The sequence below is a fragment of the Aliidiomarina haloalkalitolerans genome (assembly GCF_003987315.1).
Classification (GTDB): domain Bacteria; phylum Pseudomonadota; class Gammaproteobacteria; order Enterobacterales; family Alteromonadaceae; genus Aliidiomarina; species Aliidiomarina haloalkalitolerans.
The window spans coordinates 50,043-65,217 of record NZ_PIPI01000005.1 but is presented as its reverse complement, the minus strand read 5'-3'; the positions used below and the strand labels follow the sequence as shown (position 1 = coordinate 65,217).

Sequence of the window (15,175 nt, the reverse complement as noted above, 5' to 3'; positions counted from 1 at the left end):
ATGCCAATTAACGAAGCTTCAAAGTTGCTAGTCCGACTAGCACCAAAATCAATGAAATAATCCAGAAGCGGACAATCACCCGCGGCTCTGGCCAGCCTTTTAATTCGTAATGGTGGTGAATCGGCGCCATGCGGAAAATTCGCTTGCCGCGCATTTTGTAGGAGCCCACTTGTAACATGACCGACAAGGTCTCGATAACAAACACACCACCCATAATGAACAGCACTAATTCTTGGCGCACCAAAATGGCGATAATGCCCAGCACTGCACCAAGTGCAAGCGACCCAACGTCACCCATAAAGACTTGCGCTGGATAGGTGTTAAACCATAAAAACCCTAAACCAGCACCGGCAATAGCGGCGCACACCACGGTCAACTCTGCGGCTTCCGGGATATAAGGAATTTGCAGGTAGTTGGCAAAATTGACGTGACCTGTCACATACGCAAATACACCCAGTGCACCAGCAACCATGACCGTTGGCATAATCGCCAAGCCATCGAGACCATCGGTGAGGTTCACTGCGTTACTGGTACCGACAATGACGAAGTACGCTAAGAGAATATATAAAGCACCAAGCTGCGGCATGACGTCTTTAAAGAACGGAATCAATAATGCCGTTTCTGCCGGTTGCGTTGCCGTCCAGTACAAATACGTGGCTATCGTTAAAGCCACCACCGACTGCCAGAAATATTTCCAGCGCGCGACAAGACCCGCTGGGTCTTTGCGAATAACTTTGCGGTAGTCGTCAACAAATCCGATAATCCCGAACGCGGCAAGGGTAATGAGTGTCACGACCACGTAACGATTACTTAAGTCCGCCCACAACAAACCGGAAATTAAAATACTGAGCAGGATTAATACCCCGCCCATGGTGGGGGTGCCCGACTTGCTCAAATGACTTTGCGGGCCGTCGTCACGCACCGTTTGACCAATTTGCATGCGCTGCAAGGCTTTAATTAAGCGTGGTCCAATCCATAACGAGAGAATTAAGGCGGTCAAAATTCCCAAGATCGAGCGCATGGTTAAGTATGAAAAAACGTTAAAGCCTGAGGCCACGTGTAGTTGTAAGTATTCCGCCAACCAAACTAGCATGCGGCATTCCCCCATTTTTGTTGTTCTTCTTTTGCCGCTGTGAGCAGGGCGTTAACAATGCGTTCCATGCGTGCACTGCGCGATCCCTTCACCAAAATAGTCAGCGTTTGGCCTGCTGCTACTTCTTCTTGTAAACCAGTCACCAGTGAATCCACCGAGTCAAAATGACGTCCACCGTGGCCATTAAAAATTTCACTGGCACTTTGGCTCAGTACTCCGAGCGTATAAAAACCGTCGATCCCTGCCTCAATCCCATGAGCACCGACTTCTTCGTGATAAGCACGTGCTTGGGTACCGAGCTCCCCCATATCACCGAGGACAAAAATCCGACGTCCCGGCAAGCTCGCCAACACATCAATGGCGGCTTTTGCCGAGCCGACATTGGCGTTGTAAGTGTCATCAATTAAGCGCACATGCGGCCATGGTGAATGTTGCAACATCCGCCCCGGCACCGATTGCATATGCTGGAAACCCGTGAGGATTTCCGCCATCGGTACACCTAAACCCCGACACAAGGCAATTGCTGCCAAGGCATTAGCAACATTGTGACGACCTGGAACTGGCAACGTAAGTGAGTACTCACCCTCTGGCGTCGTAATACGACACTCGGCACAGCCATCTTCATTGAGCTGAATGTCATGAGCTTGATAATCTGCGTTGCGTTCGCTACCCAAGCCAAAGGTCTGCCAATGCTTGTTGGCTAATTCACGCTGCCAATAGTCATGGAACTCAGAGTCCGCGTTTGTCAGCGCGATACCTTGCTCACCAAGTCCCCGGAAGATTTCGGTTTTCGCTTTGGCGACGCCACAAATGTCGCCAAAACCTTCAACATGCGCCGGTGCGACATTGTTGATCATCGCCACGTCAGGTTTTACCAAGCTGGTTGTGTATGCAATTTCACCACGATGATTCGCGCCTAACTCAAACACGCCATAACGGTGCGCATGGGTTAATCGCAGGAGCGTCAGCGGCACACCGATGTCATTATTAAAATTACCTAGTGTTGCCAGAACATCACCGTCAACCGAAGGCGCATGGCGTAGAATTGCCGCGACCATTTCTTTTACCGTGGTTTTGCCGCTACTGCCGGTAATTGCCACGGACTTGGGTTGGACTTCGGCTTTCACTGCAGCGCCAAGCGCACCAAGCGCCAAACGCGTATCAGGCACAATGATTTGTGGAATATCAAGGCCGAGATCACGTTCAACCACACAAGCAAGCGCACCTTGTTCAGCGACTTGGGCACAAAAATCATGACCGTCAAAATTCGGGCCGATAATGGCGATAAATAAGTCACCCGGCTGCACATTGCGGCTGTCGATAACCACATCGCCAGTTAACATAAGCTCGCCAGCACTCTGGTCCGAATTTGCGAGAAGCTGTCCTTGAGTTTGCTGACAAATCCATTCAAGAGTCACCGGAATCATACGCGGCCTCCTAGAACATCTTGCACCCATTGGCGCTCGTCATAAGCAACGGTTTTACGCCCAATAATTTGATAGTCTTCGTGACCTTTACCAGCGCAAACAACCACATCACCGACCTGAGCTTGGCGAATTGCCCATTTCACAGCATCGGCACGTCCCGGATGGGCGTGATAGTTTGCAGGTGAATGGCCGTCACTACTCATACCCGAAACGATATCGGCAATAATTTGCTCCGGTTCCTCGGTACGTGGGTTGTCATCGGTAACCACCACTACATCGGCTAATCGCGCAGCCACAGCACCCATTTGCGGACGCTTACCTCGGTCACGGTCACCGCCGCAGCCAAATACGCACCAAAGCTTGCCGGTGCAATGGCGACGAGCAGCCACCAGAACTTGTTCTAACGCGTCTGGCGTATGCGCATAGTCGACTAACACTAACGGCTGTTTTGCCGAGCCAAAGGTTTCCATGCGTCCTGGCACAGCCTGCAAACTTGCAATCAGTCCCGCCACGTCAGCTAACGCATACCCAGCACCAAGCACGGTTAAGCTCGCGGCCAGCACGTTAGCGACATTAAAGTCACCGAGTAAACTGGTTTTAACGTCAATTTCTTCAACTTGCGACGCATCGGCTTCATGCCCTGACCAGACGAGGGTAAAACCGGTGCCGTCATGTTTGTATTGAATATTCTTCGCCACGAGCGTGCGCGGTTGGCCAATTCGTTGCGCATCTAAGCTAAACCATAAGGTGCCGGGCTGTTGCCATGCGGCCACTTTCGGATCGTCGGCATTCAGAATTTGCACCCGAGCAGTAAAGTCGGTAAACAGACGCTTTTTCGCCGCTTCATAGGCTGCCATTGAACCATGGTAGTCCAAATGGTCGCGGCTAATATTAGTCGCCACAGCGGTATCAAAATTCAGCGCTTCAACACGGCCTTGAACCAGTGCATGTGACGATACTTCCATCGCGACAACTTGCGCGCCTTCCGCTAAAAATCCGGCTAAACGGTGCTGCACAGTCACTGCGTCTGGGGTCGTGTTTTTTTCAGGTAGAAGCTGTTTCAACAAGCCGCTGCCAATGGTGCCCAATACGGCAGCTTCTGGCTTCAGTTGCTGCCATAATTGTGCGGCTAAGTTGCTCACCGTGGTTTTACCATTCGTTCCTGTGACGCCAATTAAGCGCATCCGCCGCGAAGGATGTTGATAGAATGCGCCAGCAATCGCTGACACTTGCTGTTTCAACTGCGGCACACCAATTAATGGCACGCCATCCAGTTCACCATGCGTCCACTCATCCATATCCGCTAGCACAACACTTGCGCCAGCACTAATGGCTGCTGGAATGTAGTCACGCCCGTCAGTTTCATAGCCTGGCACGGCAATGAAGGCATCACCGCTGGTGACTTTCCGGCTGTCGAGCTTCAAGCCGCTAATCGCCACATCGGGCAATGGGAACGGGCTGTGTGGTAATAAACGCGCGAGCTTAATCATTGCTGCGCCCTCCCCAACCCGCGACACGTAATTCACGGCCATTTAAGTTATCGGGCGCAACGTTAAGTACCCGCATAGCTTCTTCTGCGACTTTTGCGAAGACCGGTGCGGCGACCGTACCGCCATGATAACTATCGCCGGCAGGTTCGTTGATCATGACCACAATCGCAACACGTGGGCGGCTAGCTGGAATTAAGCCAGCAAACAAACCAATATATTCGTCGCCATAGCCACCAGCGACGGCTTTCCGGCTAGTGCCAGTTTTGCCAGCGACCCGATAGCCAGGTACTCGCGCTCGCGAGCCGGTGCCTTCTTGAATCACGGCTTCCATTAACTGCACGGTTTGTTGGGTATATTCACGAGAAAACACCCGACGACCTGGATGCGGTTCATCGACTTTAATAATGCTGAGTGGCCGTTTGACCCCGCCATTACCGAGAATGGCGTACATTTGCGCGAGCTGTAAGGTCGTCGCCGACAAGCCGTAGCCAAATGATAAGGTCGCTTTTTCGAAATCTGACCAACGGGTACGGTGTTGCATGAAGCCACTGCTTTCACCCAGCAAGTTGATCCCTGTGTCATTACCAAAGCCTGCTTGACCATACAGGTCGAGGAAATCGTTTAACTCCAGTTCCAACGCCAGACGCGAGGTGCCAACGTTGCTTGAGTGCGCTAAAACACCGGCTAAATCGAGGTCGCCATAATTGCGTGCATCTTGCACACGACGGCCGCCAATACGCATCCAGCCTGGACTAGTTTTTACCGTTTCATCGGCACGGACAATGCCTGCTTGTAAAGCGCCGAGCACCACTAATGGTTTCACCGTCGAGCCGGGTTCGAAACTGTCAGCAATAGCGCGGTTGCGCATTTGGTGTGGTTGCACACCGGCGCGATTATTAGGATTGTATGAAGGGTTGTTGACCATAGCCAGCACTTCACCCGTCTCCACATCAAGTACCACAACTGAGCCAGACGTTGCTTGGTGATAGCGTACCGCTTTGGTTAGTTCGCGGTAGGCCACAGTTTGAATCCGCTGGTCGATACTTAGGGTAAGATCCTGCGGCAATTCTGACTCAGTAAACTCTAATTCCTCAACCATCCGACCAGAGCCATCTTTGCGATAACGACGTTGCCCCGGTGTACCCGTGAGTAAATCGTTATAAATCGCCTCGACGCCGTCGATGCCTTCAGCGTCAATATTGGTAATGCCAATGATGTGGGCGGAAATTTCACCCGTCGGATAGAAGCGGCGCGATTCTTCTTTCAGGCCAACACCGGGAATCCGTAACTGATGAATGTAATTCGCCACGGCCGGTGTCACCATGCGCTCAAGATACACAAATCGACGCTGTGGATTTTCGACTTTACGCAATAATTGCTCTTCGCTGGTGTTCAGCACTTCTGCGAGTGCTTGCCAACGCCGAGGGTCGGCAAAACCATTGCGATCATGAACCACTTTCGGGTCAGCCCAAACCGTGTGTACAGGCACGCTAATCGCCAGTTCAATACCATTGCGGTCGGTAATGTTGCCACGCTGCACGCGTTCTTGAGCAACCCGCACCGAACGCAGGTCGCCTTCCATACGCAAACGATCAGGCTCAATCACCTGAATATAAGCAGCGCGTGCCAACAGCGAGCCAAAAACGAGACACATGCCAGCGACCAACACCATAAAGCGAATTGGCAAAGGTTCAGGTCGCAAAATACGTGCGTTACGTTTTACCGCCATGGCACCAGTACCTCCTGTGCATCGGTCGGGCGCCGCATCCCCAATTGCCGTTGGGCAATGGTTTCAATGCGACTATGCTCGCCTAACGAGTTTTGTTCGATAATCAAGTGACGATATTCGACATCAAGGGCGTCCCGGTGCTGTAGCACTTGCTCACGCTGCGCAACTAACTCACGGTTAATGTGCGTCAGGTAAACAGCCGCCAAACCGCTCAACAAGGCTAAACTGCTCCAGAGCAGCAAGCCGCGATAGAGCCGCAAATCATGTGCAATGACCTGCAAAAGGCCTTTGTGAGCTGGGATTTTCTTGAGATCAATTTTTCTCATCACTGATCTCCCTGCGCTTTCGGTTCTTTGTCGACCAGCCGCTCAGCAATGCGCAGCACCGAGCTACGCGCGCGCGGATTCACTTTTAACTCCGCAGCGCCTGGCTTAATCGCTTTGCCGATAGCTTTTAACGTCCGGTCATCGGCAATTTGGTCTTCCCGCAACGGTAAACCCGCAGGCACTTGCGCCCGCGTGCTTTGCGTCCGAATAAACTGCTTCACAATGCGGTCTTCAAGGCTGTGGAAGCTGATAACCGCTAAGCGGCCGCCTGGCTTCAACGCACTCAGCGCCGCTGCAAGGGCGTCTTCAACTTCACCGAGTTCACGGTTAATGTGAATCCGAATCGCTTGGAAAACCCGCGTCGCTGGGTGCTTATGCTTTTCCCGTGTCGGGCTCACTTTCGCAATCAGGTTCGCGAGTTCTGCGGTCCGCGTCAGTGTATGCTCTTGGCGATGTTCAATGATCGCGCGGGCGATACGGCCGGCAAAACGTTCTTCACCATAATGCCGGAACACATGCGCCATTTCGTCGAGGTCAGCATGCACTAACCACTCGGCGGCTGACTCACCTTGTTCAGGATTCATGCGCATATCTAAGGGGCCATCGCGCATAAAACTAAAGCCCCGCTCGGCGTCATCGAGTTGTGGGGATGACACGCCAAGGTCAAACAAAATTCCGGCCACTTGGCCAGTGAGGTGCTGCGCAGCGAGGATTTCTGCGAGTTGAGAGAAAGGAGTGTGGAAAAAAGTAAGACGTGAATCTTGTGCAGCAAGTGCACGTGCTTCTGCCGCGGCTGTGGGGTCGCGGTCAAACGCAATCAAGCGCCCGTGTGGAGAAAGGCGCTCAAGAATGGCACGGCTGTGCCCACCACGACCAAAGGTCGCGTCGATGTAGATCTGGTCCGGCTGGATCGCTAACGCTTCAATCGACTCCGCTAGCAACACCGGTACATGTTGCGATGATTGCGTCATTATAGTGAAAAATCTTGTAGTCGATCAGTTAATGTAAAGTCGCCTGCCTGCTCTGCGGCAATATCGTCCGCCACTTGTTGCTGCCAGGTTTCCTCATCCCAAATTTCAAATTTGTTGAGTTGCCCAACGAGCATGAGTTTCTTATTCAGTCCGGCATGTTGACGCAACGGCGTGGCAATCAGAACGCGTCCGTTCTTGTCCATTTCGCAGTCGTCTGCATAACCGAGTAGTAAGCGTTGGAGGCGACGCTCTGCGGGGTTCATTGAGGAGAGTTTGGCAAGTTTTTGTTCAATGATTTGCCATTCAGGAACCGGGTACAATAGAAGGCAAGGCTGCTTGATATCAATCGTGCAGACCAATTTGCCGTCACAGTCCAACGACAATAGGTTGCGATACCGAGCTGGTATTGCAAGCCGTCCTTTGTCATCCAAACTGATACTATTAGCGCCACGGAACATAATTTATTAGCGGGATCACCAGAATGATCCACTTCTCTCCACTTTTCCCCACAATGATACAGTCTAGGTGTCAGTCTGATCACCTGTCAAGAAAAAAAGCACAAGAATTAAGCGAAGTGCGACATTAATTTCACTTGCGCAAAACTTGAACATCGGTAACTATCGAACTTATAACTTAAACAAAGGTACAGTCGTGCGTCGTAAGCTGTTCATCATTCTCATCAGCCTGTCCGTCTTTCTTATTGGAGAGGTGATTTTGGCACGCTTAATTCAAGCCGAGCAGCAGCGCATTGAAGAAACCAATCGGTATTTAGCCCTTGAACGAGTGAGTACTCTGCGAGCTCGAGTCGAAGGGCTCTTGCAAGCAAATCTGCTGGCCATTCGACAACTGCGCACAGAAATCTATTTAAACCCCGAGTTCGACGAAGAACGCTTGCGCCTTATTAGTAACAGTATTTTCTCTGATTCACTGCAAACTCGGCACGTGGCAATTGGTGTCGGCTACGTCATTCAATTTATTCACCCACTTACAGGCAACGAAGCAGCGCTTGGCTTTGACTATCGCACCGCCCCAGAGCAGTTAAATAGTTACGAGCAAGCACTCGAAACCAATGAAATTACTATTAATGGTCCAGTTCAACTGACCCAAGGTGGCACCGCACTGATAGCACGCGTTCCAGTTTTCGCCGACGGTGCGCATAACATTGTTATTTCGCAAGTCATCGACCATGAGCGTTTGTTCCAGCAGGCAGGCGTGATGGACAGCTCAGAGCTCTTGGTGAGCATTCGCGGCCGCAATGGTTCGGGTCGCGAAGGTCCTGTGATTTTCGGGCCCAACGCTATTTGGCAACAAGATCCTGTCACCCAAGTGATTAACTTGCCAAGTGGTGAATGGTATATCGCCGTTATGCCAGCGAGTGGTCATTGGCGCAGCGAGTCTGGACTCGCGCCCTGGTGGTGGTTTTTTGGTACTTTGTTATCAGCCCTGTTAGCACTTGCGACTGCCTATATCTTATTCAATCAGCAACGCTTAAAACGGGCTTTCCGAACGATTACCCAACAAGCCCGCTTCGACTCACTAACCGATTTGCCAAACCGGCATTATTTTCTTGAGCAGCTCGAGCACTATGTCAATAGCTGCAAACGGCGTAACGAACAATGCGCACTGTTGTTTATCGACCTCGATCGCTTTAAAGAAGTGAATGATGTTCTTGGCCACGCAGCGGGTGATCAATTATTAAAAGTGATTGCGGAACGCTTACGAATCTCCATGCGCCAAGACGATCTCGTTGCACGCTTGAGTGGTGACGAATTTGTCTTGGTGTTAAAGAATCTGCACGAGCCCGTGCACGCGCAAATCCAAGCTGAGAAGATTCTCCAGTTTATCCGTGAGCCTATTACCTTAAACAACCAAGACGTCACCATCGACAGTTCGATTGGCATTGCCATTTATCCGGAAGATGGTGACAGCGCCGATGACCTATTAAAAGCCGCTGACCTCGCCATGTATGAGGCGAAAAATAATGGCCGCGGCATGGCGGCATTTTTTAGTCAGAAGTTACGCGCGAAAATTGAAGACCAAGTCCGCCAACATCATGAACTTGTGCACGCACTCAATAATCAAGAGTTTTTAGTTCATTACCAACCGGTTATTCATGCCGACAACGGCGAAATAACCAGCGTTGAAGCTTTGGTTCGCTGGCAGCATCCGACCGCAGGCTTACTTGAGCCTGCTGAATTTATTCAAGCAGCAGAGCGTAATGGTACAATTCGGGAGCTAGGTAACAAAGTGCTGCAGCAAGTCTGTCGCGACTTACCCGCACTTCGCGCGGCCGGTATTCAGGGTCGCATTGCGGTCAATATTTCATCCCATCAGTTTTACGACCAAGCCGCGGTGGAGACCTGGTTTGCAATAATGCAGGAGCATGACGTTAGTCCAGCGGAGTTTATCTTTGAAATTACCGAGTCCATGTTGCTGCCAGACCGCGAGCGCCAACGCAAAATGCTACTTTCTTTGCATGACCGCGGGATTCAACTGGCCATTGATGATTTTGGAACCGGTTATTCGTCGGCCAATCACTTACGCCACTTTCCAATTTCAATGTTGAAAATTGATCGTAGCTTTGCCGTGGGCGTACCGGATGACCATGCACACAGCAACCTTTTAGCCGCATTAATCCATATGGCGCGAGCTCTGTCTGTTGATGTGGTCGTAGAAGGCATTGAATCTGCACAGCAAGTTGAATTTATTCGCCACCAATGTGCCGATTTAATCCAAGGCTATTACTTTGCCCAACCCATGGCGTTGGCTGAATTATTGCAACGCTACGGAAAAACCGACGCAAGCAACACTGTTGATTTAAATGCTGCTACAAAAAAGAAAGGTGGAGTCAGCCGTTAAGCCGGGTTCTGTCGAGGACAATCATTCGTCTAGGACTACAGTCACCTGTAGCCTCCAGCAACCTACCCGGACCCGAGGCGGGCCACCCCATGGATCCCTATTTGGTCTTGCTCCGAGTGGAGTTTACCGTGCCACAAACTGTTACCAGTTGCGCGGTGCGCTCTTACCGCACCCTTTCACCCTTACCTGATCCTATTCCGAAGAATAGGCCATCGGCGGTTTGCTCTCTGTTGCACTAGTCGTCGGCTCGCGCCGCCCAGGCGTTACCTGGCACTCTGCCCTATGGAGCCCGGACTTTCCTCCCCTCGCTATGTCCGAAAACACAGTAAGCAGCGATTGTCTTGGCTGACTCCGGCGCGCAGTATAGCCGATTTACCTATGCTCACGCTAGCGCATTCGGGCTCGTAAGCAAACGCACTCATTTGAGTGCGTGCTGATACAATTCATTCGCGCGCAAGTTATAGTGGCTCGCAACTAATTTTGCCGCTTTCTTCGGCGGTAGTTCAGCACTCAGTAGCTGCAGCAACTGCAGCGCCGCAACTGGGATCTCATCGCTTTGACTCGGAGCCCCAGCAACCATTAGTACGATTTCCCCGCGCTGCTGGTTCGGGTCACGCTCGACCTGCGCCAACACCTCACTGACCGTGCCGCTTAAATAGGTTTCAAACTGCTTGGTTAGCTCCCGCGCCATCACAACTTGGCGCTCAGGGCCAAATACAGATTGCATTGCCGTTAAGCTTTCGACAATCCGTCGTGGTGCTTCGTAAAACACCAAAGTCGCAGTTTCAGCTGCAAGTTTTTGCAGTGCGGTTAAACGCGCTTGCTGCTTCGGCGGCAGAAAACCCGCAAATAGAAACCGGTCAGTGGGTAAACCCGCCGCTGACAACGCCGTAATGGCCGCACATGCACCTGGCAGCGCAACCACCGGTACACCCGCCGCACGACATGCGTTCACCAACGGATAACCTGGGTCGCTAATGAGCGGTGTGCCAGCGTCACTAATCAAGGCGATTGACTTGCCACTACGCAGTTGCTCAATCAAGCCTTGGGCTTTCTCCCGCTCATTATGCTCATGCACCGCCCACATCCGAGTTTGCACGCCGAGGTGTTGTAACAAGACACCACTATGGCGGGTGTCCTCTGCCGCTATCACATCAACCTGTTTGAGCGTTTCAATGGCGCGCAAAGTAATATCACCTAAATTACCAATCGGCGTTGGCACAATATATAAGGTGCCGGGGGAGATGCTCACAACGAAGCTCCTTTTGTGTGGCGTTGTCGACCGCTAGCGAAGTCGCCACAATGAAAGTTCTTTACGAATTTACAACACGGTTGCGTTTGTCTGCAGCGCACTGGCAGTTTATAGTAAGGCTACTGCAGGTAACTGAGACGTTCATTGTGCCAAAGAAGATACTTCCTTGCCTAATATTTTGTTCCTTCGCCACGGTTTGGTTAGCCGGCTGCGCCTCTGCGCCTGCGCCGCAGCAACCCTCTACCGAGCAAAGCCCTGAACAGCAACGTGAACGGCCCGTCGTTATCGACGAGCTTTCTGCAGCCGATTATTTAGCCCGTGCCGAACGCGAAACCTTACCAGCGCAGCAACATGCGATGTTAGTTCGCGCCGCTGGGCGTTACTTTGATAACGAGGAGTTTCAAGCCGGCGGCGTCGTCCTCTCGTTTATTAATTCTGGTTATTTAGCCTCGGCGCCTGCTCAGCAACACCGGTTACAGCAAGCACGCTTTGCAGCCTACATGGGCGACTGGCAGCGAGTGATTGAACTCACAAACGGCCTCGACCAACAACTGACCCAACGTGAACAACGTTTGCAAACGCTCGACTTGCGTCACCAAGCCTTTAAAAACCAAGCAGATTATGTCGCTGCGGCAGCGGCATTAGTGGCGTATGGTCGCTATGCCCCCGACTTAAACCTCAGCACCGAAGTGTGGCAATTGTTAGCCCAAGTTCCAGCTGAGCAATGGCGCCAAGGCGTCAGCCATAATGATTCAATTATGCGCGGTTGGATTCAGTTGTTTGAGCGCCTGACCCAAGCACTTGACGAAAACCGCTCACGCGCACAAGTGCTCTCGTCGTGGCAGCGGGCATTTCCGCAACATCCCGGTGTAGAGTTTGTTACCGAGCTGCTTGAACGTCCAGAAATTACCGCTCAATTACAAAATGTCGCCGTGCTTTTGCCACTCAATGGCCAATTTGCCGACGCCGGCCGCTCCGTTCGAAACGGCATTCTTGCGCGACTAACACAGCAAGAACAACCACTGCAGGTGCAGTTTATCGATACCACGCAAATTAGTGTCGAAGAGCTCTACCAACAACTCATCGACAGTCAAATAGAGCTAGTGATCGGTCCGCTCGATCGCAATACTTTGGAAGCGTTTAACAATTTTCAGCGCCAACAAGAAGAAGCCGCCCCTTGGGCGCAACTATGGCTAAACAACCCAGAGAACAAGAACGATAATGATCGTCATGCGTTTTTTGCACTCGATACGGTAGCCGAGTCGGTGGCAGCAGCCGAGTTGTTAGAACAAATGAATTACCAACACGTTTTGGTACTCGGACCCGACACCAATCGCGGCCATAACGTTGCCGAGACCTTTCAACGCTATTGGCCAGAACAAACCGATTACTCCATGCGTGCGCGCTTTTATGCTGCCAGTACCGACATCCCAGATGCAGTGCAACAGAGTTTATTGGTCGATCGGAGTCAAGCTCGCATTGATATGATTGAGCGCTTGGTTCAGCAGCACGTACCGGCAACGCGCGGCACCACGGAACTCCATTATGAAATTCGCAGCCGTCAAGACATCGACGCTATTTACGCCTCGGGTGACGCTCAGCAAGTACGGTTATTGAAGCCCTACTTAGACGTCAACATGAGTGCGTTCGGCCGCCGCGCACCTGTGTATGCCAGTAGCGCCGTTCACCAAGAACAACTCAGCCGCGGTGAAAATGACCTCGACGGCGTTATTTTTTCCGACGCACCTTGGTTACTCAGTGCCAGTCTGGCAGCTGACGTGCGGCAGCAGTTTGAGCAACAAGTCGGTCGTTTAAGCTTAAGCCAACAACGCTTAATTGCGATGGGCTACGACGCCATGGCCATTGGCCCGAAAGTGCTCGCGATGAACTACCTCCCCGGCTACACCCACAATGGTTTAACTGGGCAATTGCGGATAGATGCGCAAAAAGTGGAACGCCGCCTCGATTGGGCTAAGTTTGAGGGACATGAACTCAAACTGGAGCGTACCATTTATGACAACCAGGCAAGTCGGCACTGAGTATGAAGAACTCGCGGTCACCTATCTCAATGAGCACGGTCTCACCTGTATCGATCGCAATTTCCGTCTCGACAATGGCGAAGTCGATTTAATTTGCCGTGACGGTGAATATTTTGTCTTCGTTGAGGTCAAATATCGCCGTAACCGGTACTTTGCTGATATCCTTGAACAATTGACCGCAGCACAGTTACAACGGGTGCGTTTCGCTGCCCGGGTGTGGCTGCTGCAGCAAGACATTAGTGAAAACTCTGCGGCGTGTCGCTTTGACGTCGTCGCTATCACCGGTGAGCCTTTTCAAATAGAGTGGTTAAAGGACGCATTTTAGTTATGCAAGATACGATACGGACCTTTTTTAACGAAAGTATTCAGGTACAAGTTGCGGCAGCCGACAGCTTAGTTCAGCCATTGGCACAAGCCGTACAGTTGCTTACGTCGTCGTTGCTCGATGGCCGACGAATTTTCAGCTGTGGTGACGGCAATAGTACTTTCGTTGCCCAACATTTTACCGATTTACTCATTCACGGTACCGAGCTTGAACGTCCGCCCTTCCCGGCAGTGACCTTGGGGATGAATTCGACGCAGCCGGTACAAGTTGACTGTCTGGCACGCCAACTCAGCGCACTCGGTAGTCAAGGCGATATTCTTTTAGCGTTTGTCAGTCAAAATCACTCCGAACGCGTTCACCAAGCCATGGAAGCAGCGTTATCGCGGGAAATGACCATTATTGCCGTTACTGGCGATGACGCCACCGAAATTACCAGCTTACTTGGTCCGAATGACATTGAAATGCGGATTCCAAGCACCAACACCACACGCATTGTTGAGCAACAATTGTTTCTTAGTCAGTTGCTGTGTGACCTTATCGAACAACAAATTTTTCACGGGGGTTAACCCATGCGTAAGCTTCTACCGCTCGTTCTTTGTTTACCGTTGTTGTCGGGTTGCGCTGCCGCTGTGGTTGGCGTTGCCGTCGGTACCACAGCCGTCGCCCTCGACAGCCGAGAAGTTGGCCAACAAGTCGATGACAGTGCCATTCGCTTACGGATTGTCGGCTTATTAAACCGTGACCAAGACTTTGCACAGCAGCGCGTGCGGGTGATTTCGTACAACGGTGATATCTTGCTTTACGGCCAAGTCAGTCAGGACAGTCTTAAGCAAAAAGCGGAAACCTACGCCCGTAATACCGACGGCGTGGTAAGGATTTTTAATCAGATTCAGGTGGGAGAGATTTCAACCCTGCGCGAACGCGCTGATGACAGTTGGATAACCACTCGAGTCAAAGCAGAGTTACTGCGTGATCAAGATCATGATCTGTCGGGTGTTAAAGTGGTGACCGAAAAGCGCGAAGTGTTTCTAATGGGCATCGTGACCCAGGCAGAAGCGGATCGCGCCATTCATATTGCTCGTCATGTGAATCGCGTTAACCGAGTTGTCAACGCCTTAATCGTTGCGGACAACTCGTAACATCGGTTTACCACGAACTGGGCGTTGGTCGCCGGAGGTGGCTTGTTCTGAGTCATCTTCCATGTCACTAGCCGGCTCTTCTTGCACCTCGTCATGGGGTGCGTCAGAACCGTCATCACTGACCGCCCAAAGCTCACGTTCGTTATTCAGTTCGCTCGCGTTTTCACCAGTAAAGTTTTCGCTCTCATCGTCCTGCGCTGGGAAATCTATCCCTTCTTCTGGTTCGAAAATCATGCCCGCGCCATTCTCGCGGGCATAAATCGCCATAATCGACCCAATCGGCAAATCAATCTTTTGATCCTGACCACCGAAACGCGCGCGAAAGCGCACGCCGTCATTGTCCATCATAAAAGCTTGCACCGCGGTCGGCGCCACATTCAAAACAATCTGATCATCATGAACGTAGTCCAGTGGTACTCGAACGTGCGGCCAAGTCGCATCGACAACTAAATGAGGGGTAAGCTCATTATCGATCAACCAGTCGTACAGGCCACGAAGGATATAAGGTCGACGAGGGATCATAAA

General features: G+C 51.6%; 13 protein-coding genes, 1 other RNA gene and 1 pseudogene. 5 read left to right on the top strand and 10 right to left on the bottom strand.

Annotated elements, in window-relative coordinates; all coding sequences use genetic code 11:
* Nucleotides 1-7: 7 nt before the first annotated feature.
* From mraY to mraZ, 7 genes are read right to left on the bottom strand one after another with little or no spacing between them, the layout of a single operon-like run.
* Nucleotides 8-1,093, bottom strand: a complete 1,086-nt coding sequence (mraY, locus tag CWE06_RS08075) for a phospho-N-acetylmuramoyl-pentapeptide-transferase (RefSeq protein WP_126792958.1) — start codon at nucleotides 1,091-1,093, stop codon at nucleotides 8-10.
* A complete protein-coding gene (locus CWE06_RS08070) occupies nucleotides 1,087-2,520 on the bottom strand; it encodes a UDP-N-acetylmuramoyl-tripeptide--D-alanyl-D-alanine ligase (protein ID WP_126792956.1) in 1,434 nt (477 codons plus the stop codon). The genes mraY and CWE06_RS08070 overlap by 7 nt, the downstream gene beginning before the upstream one ends.
* Nucleotides 2,517-4,010 (bottom strand): UDP-N-acetylmuramoyl-L-alanyl-D-glutamate--2,6-diaminopimelate ligase, encoded by a 1,494-nt coding sequence (gene murE, locus CWE06_RS08065; RefSeq protein WP_198679071.1) that lies wholly within the window; start codon nucleotides 4,008-4,010, stop codon nucleotides 2,517-2,519. Before murE ends, CWE06_RS08070 begins: the two co-directional genes overlap by 4 nt.
* Complete coding sequence (locus tag CWE06_RS08060) at nucleotides 4,003-5,739, bottom strand: penicillin-binding transpeptidase domain-containing protein (RefSeq protein ID WP_126792954.1); 1,737 nt, start codon at nucleotides 5,737-5,739, stop codon at nucleotides 4,003-4,005. The genes murE and CWE06_RS08060 overlap by 8 nt, the downstream gene beginning before the upstream one ends.
* On the bottom strand, nucleotides 5,730-6,065 hold the full coding sequence (gene ftsL, locus CWE06_RS08055) for a cell division protein FtsL (RefSeq protein WP_241972518.1): 336 nt from the start codon (nucleotides 6,063-6,065) through the stop codon (nucleotides 5,730-5,732). Before ftsL ends, CWE06_RS08060 begins: the two co-directional genes overlap by 10 nt.
* A complete protein-coding gene (rsmH, locus tag CWE06_RS08050; protein ID WP_198679074.1) occupies nucleotides 6,065-7,039 on the bottom strand; it encodes a 16S rRNA (cytosine(1402)-N(4))-methyltransferase RsmH in 975 nt (324 codons plus the stop codon). The genes ftsL and rsmH overlap by 1 nt, the downstream gene beginning before the upstream one ends.
* A complete protein-coding gene (mraZ, locus tag CWE06_RS08045; protein ID WP_126792948.1) occupies nucleotides 7,036-7,494 on the bottom strand; it encodes a division/cell wall cluster transcriptional repressor MraZ in 459 nt (152 codons plus the stop codon). The genes rsmH and mraZ overlap by 4 nt, the downstream gene beginning before the upstream one ends.
* 193 nt (nucleotides 7,495-7,687) lie before the next feature.
* Between mraZ and CWE06_RS12635 the strand changes: the two are divergent.
* Nucleotides 7,688-9,781, top strand: a pseudogene (locus tag CWE06_RS12635) (putative bifunctional diguanylate cyclase/phosphodiesterase); the annotation flags it as partial.
* Between the two features lie 95 nt (nucleotides 9,782-9,876).
* Here CWE06_RS12635 and rnpB read toward each other — a convergent pair.
* Together rnpB and rsmI are read right to left on the bottom strand one after the other, a co-directional pair.
* An RNA gene (rnpB, locus tag CWE06_RS08030) (RNase P RNA component class A) lies at nucleotides 9,877-10,248 on the bottom strand.
* Nucleotides 10,249-10,313: 65 nt separating this feature from the next.
* Nucleotides 10,314-11,141 (bottom strand): 16S rRNA (cytidine(1402)-2'-O)-methyltransferase, encoded by an 828-nt coding sequence (rsmI, locus tag CWE06_RS08025; RefSeq protein ID WP_126793149.1) that lies wholly within the window; start codon nucleotides 11,139-11,141, stop codon nucleotides 10,314-10,316.
* 56 nt (nucleotides 11,142-11,197) lie between these two features.
* Between rsmI and CWE06_RS08020 the strand changes: the two genes are divergently transcribed.
* The 4 genes from CWE06_RS08020 to CWE06_RS08005 are packed head-to-tail and all read left to right on the top strand — an operon-like array spanning nucleotide 11,198 to nucleotide 14,650.
* On the top strand, nucleotides 11,198-13,186 hold the full coding sequence (locus CWE06_RS08020; protein WP_126792946.1) for a penicillin-binding protein activator: 1,989 nt from the start codon (nucleotides 11,198-11,200) through the stop codon (nucleotides 13,184-13,186).
* Nucleotides 13,161-13,511, top strand: a complete 351-nt coding sequence (locus CWE06_RS08015) for a YraN family protein (RefSeq protein WP_126792944.1) — start codon at nucleotides 13,161-13,163, stop codon at nucleotides 13,509-13,511. The genes CWE06_RS08020 and CWE06_RS08015 overlap by 26 nt, the downstream gene beginning before the upstream one ends.
* Before the next feature lie 2 nt (nucleotides 13,512-13,513).
* Nucleotides 13,514-14,077 (top strand): D-sedoheptulose-7-phosphate isomerase, encoded by a 564-nt coding sequence (locus CWE06_RS08010; RefSeq protein WP_126792942.1) that lies wholly within the window; start codon nucleotides 13,514-13,516, stop codon nucleotides 14,075-14,077.
* Between the two features lie 3 nt (nucleotides 14,078-14,080).
* Nucleotides 14,081-14,650: a BON domain-containing protein gene (locus CWE06_RS08005; protein WP_126792940.1), complete on the top strand. Its 570-nt coding sequence runs from the start codon at nucleotides 14,081-14,083 to the stop codon at nucleotides 14,648-14,650.
* Here CWE06_RS08005 and CWE06_RS08000 read toward each other — a convergent pair.
* The gene (locus CWE06_RS08000; protein ID WP_126792938.1) at nucleotides 14,627-15,172 is read right to left on the bottom strand and encodes a ClpXP protease specificity-enhancing factor; all 546 of its coding nucleotides are present in this window, start codon (nucleotides 15,170-15,172) and stop codon (nucleotides 14,627-14,629) included. The two genes, CWE06_RS08005 and CWE06_RS08000, sit on opposite strands and share 24 nt — an antisense overlap.
* Nucleotides 15,173-15,175 lie beyond the last annotated feature (3 nt).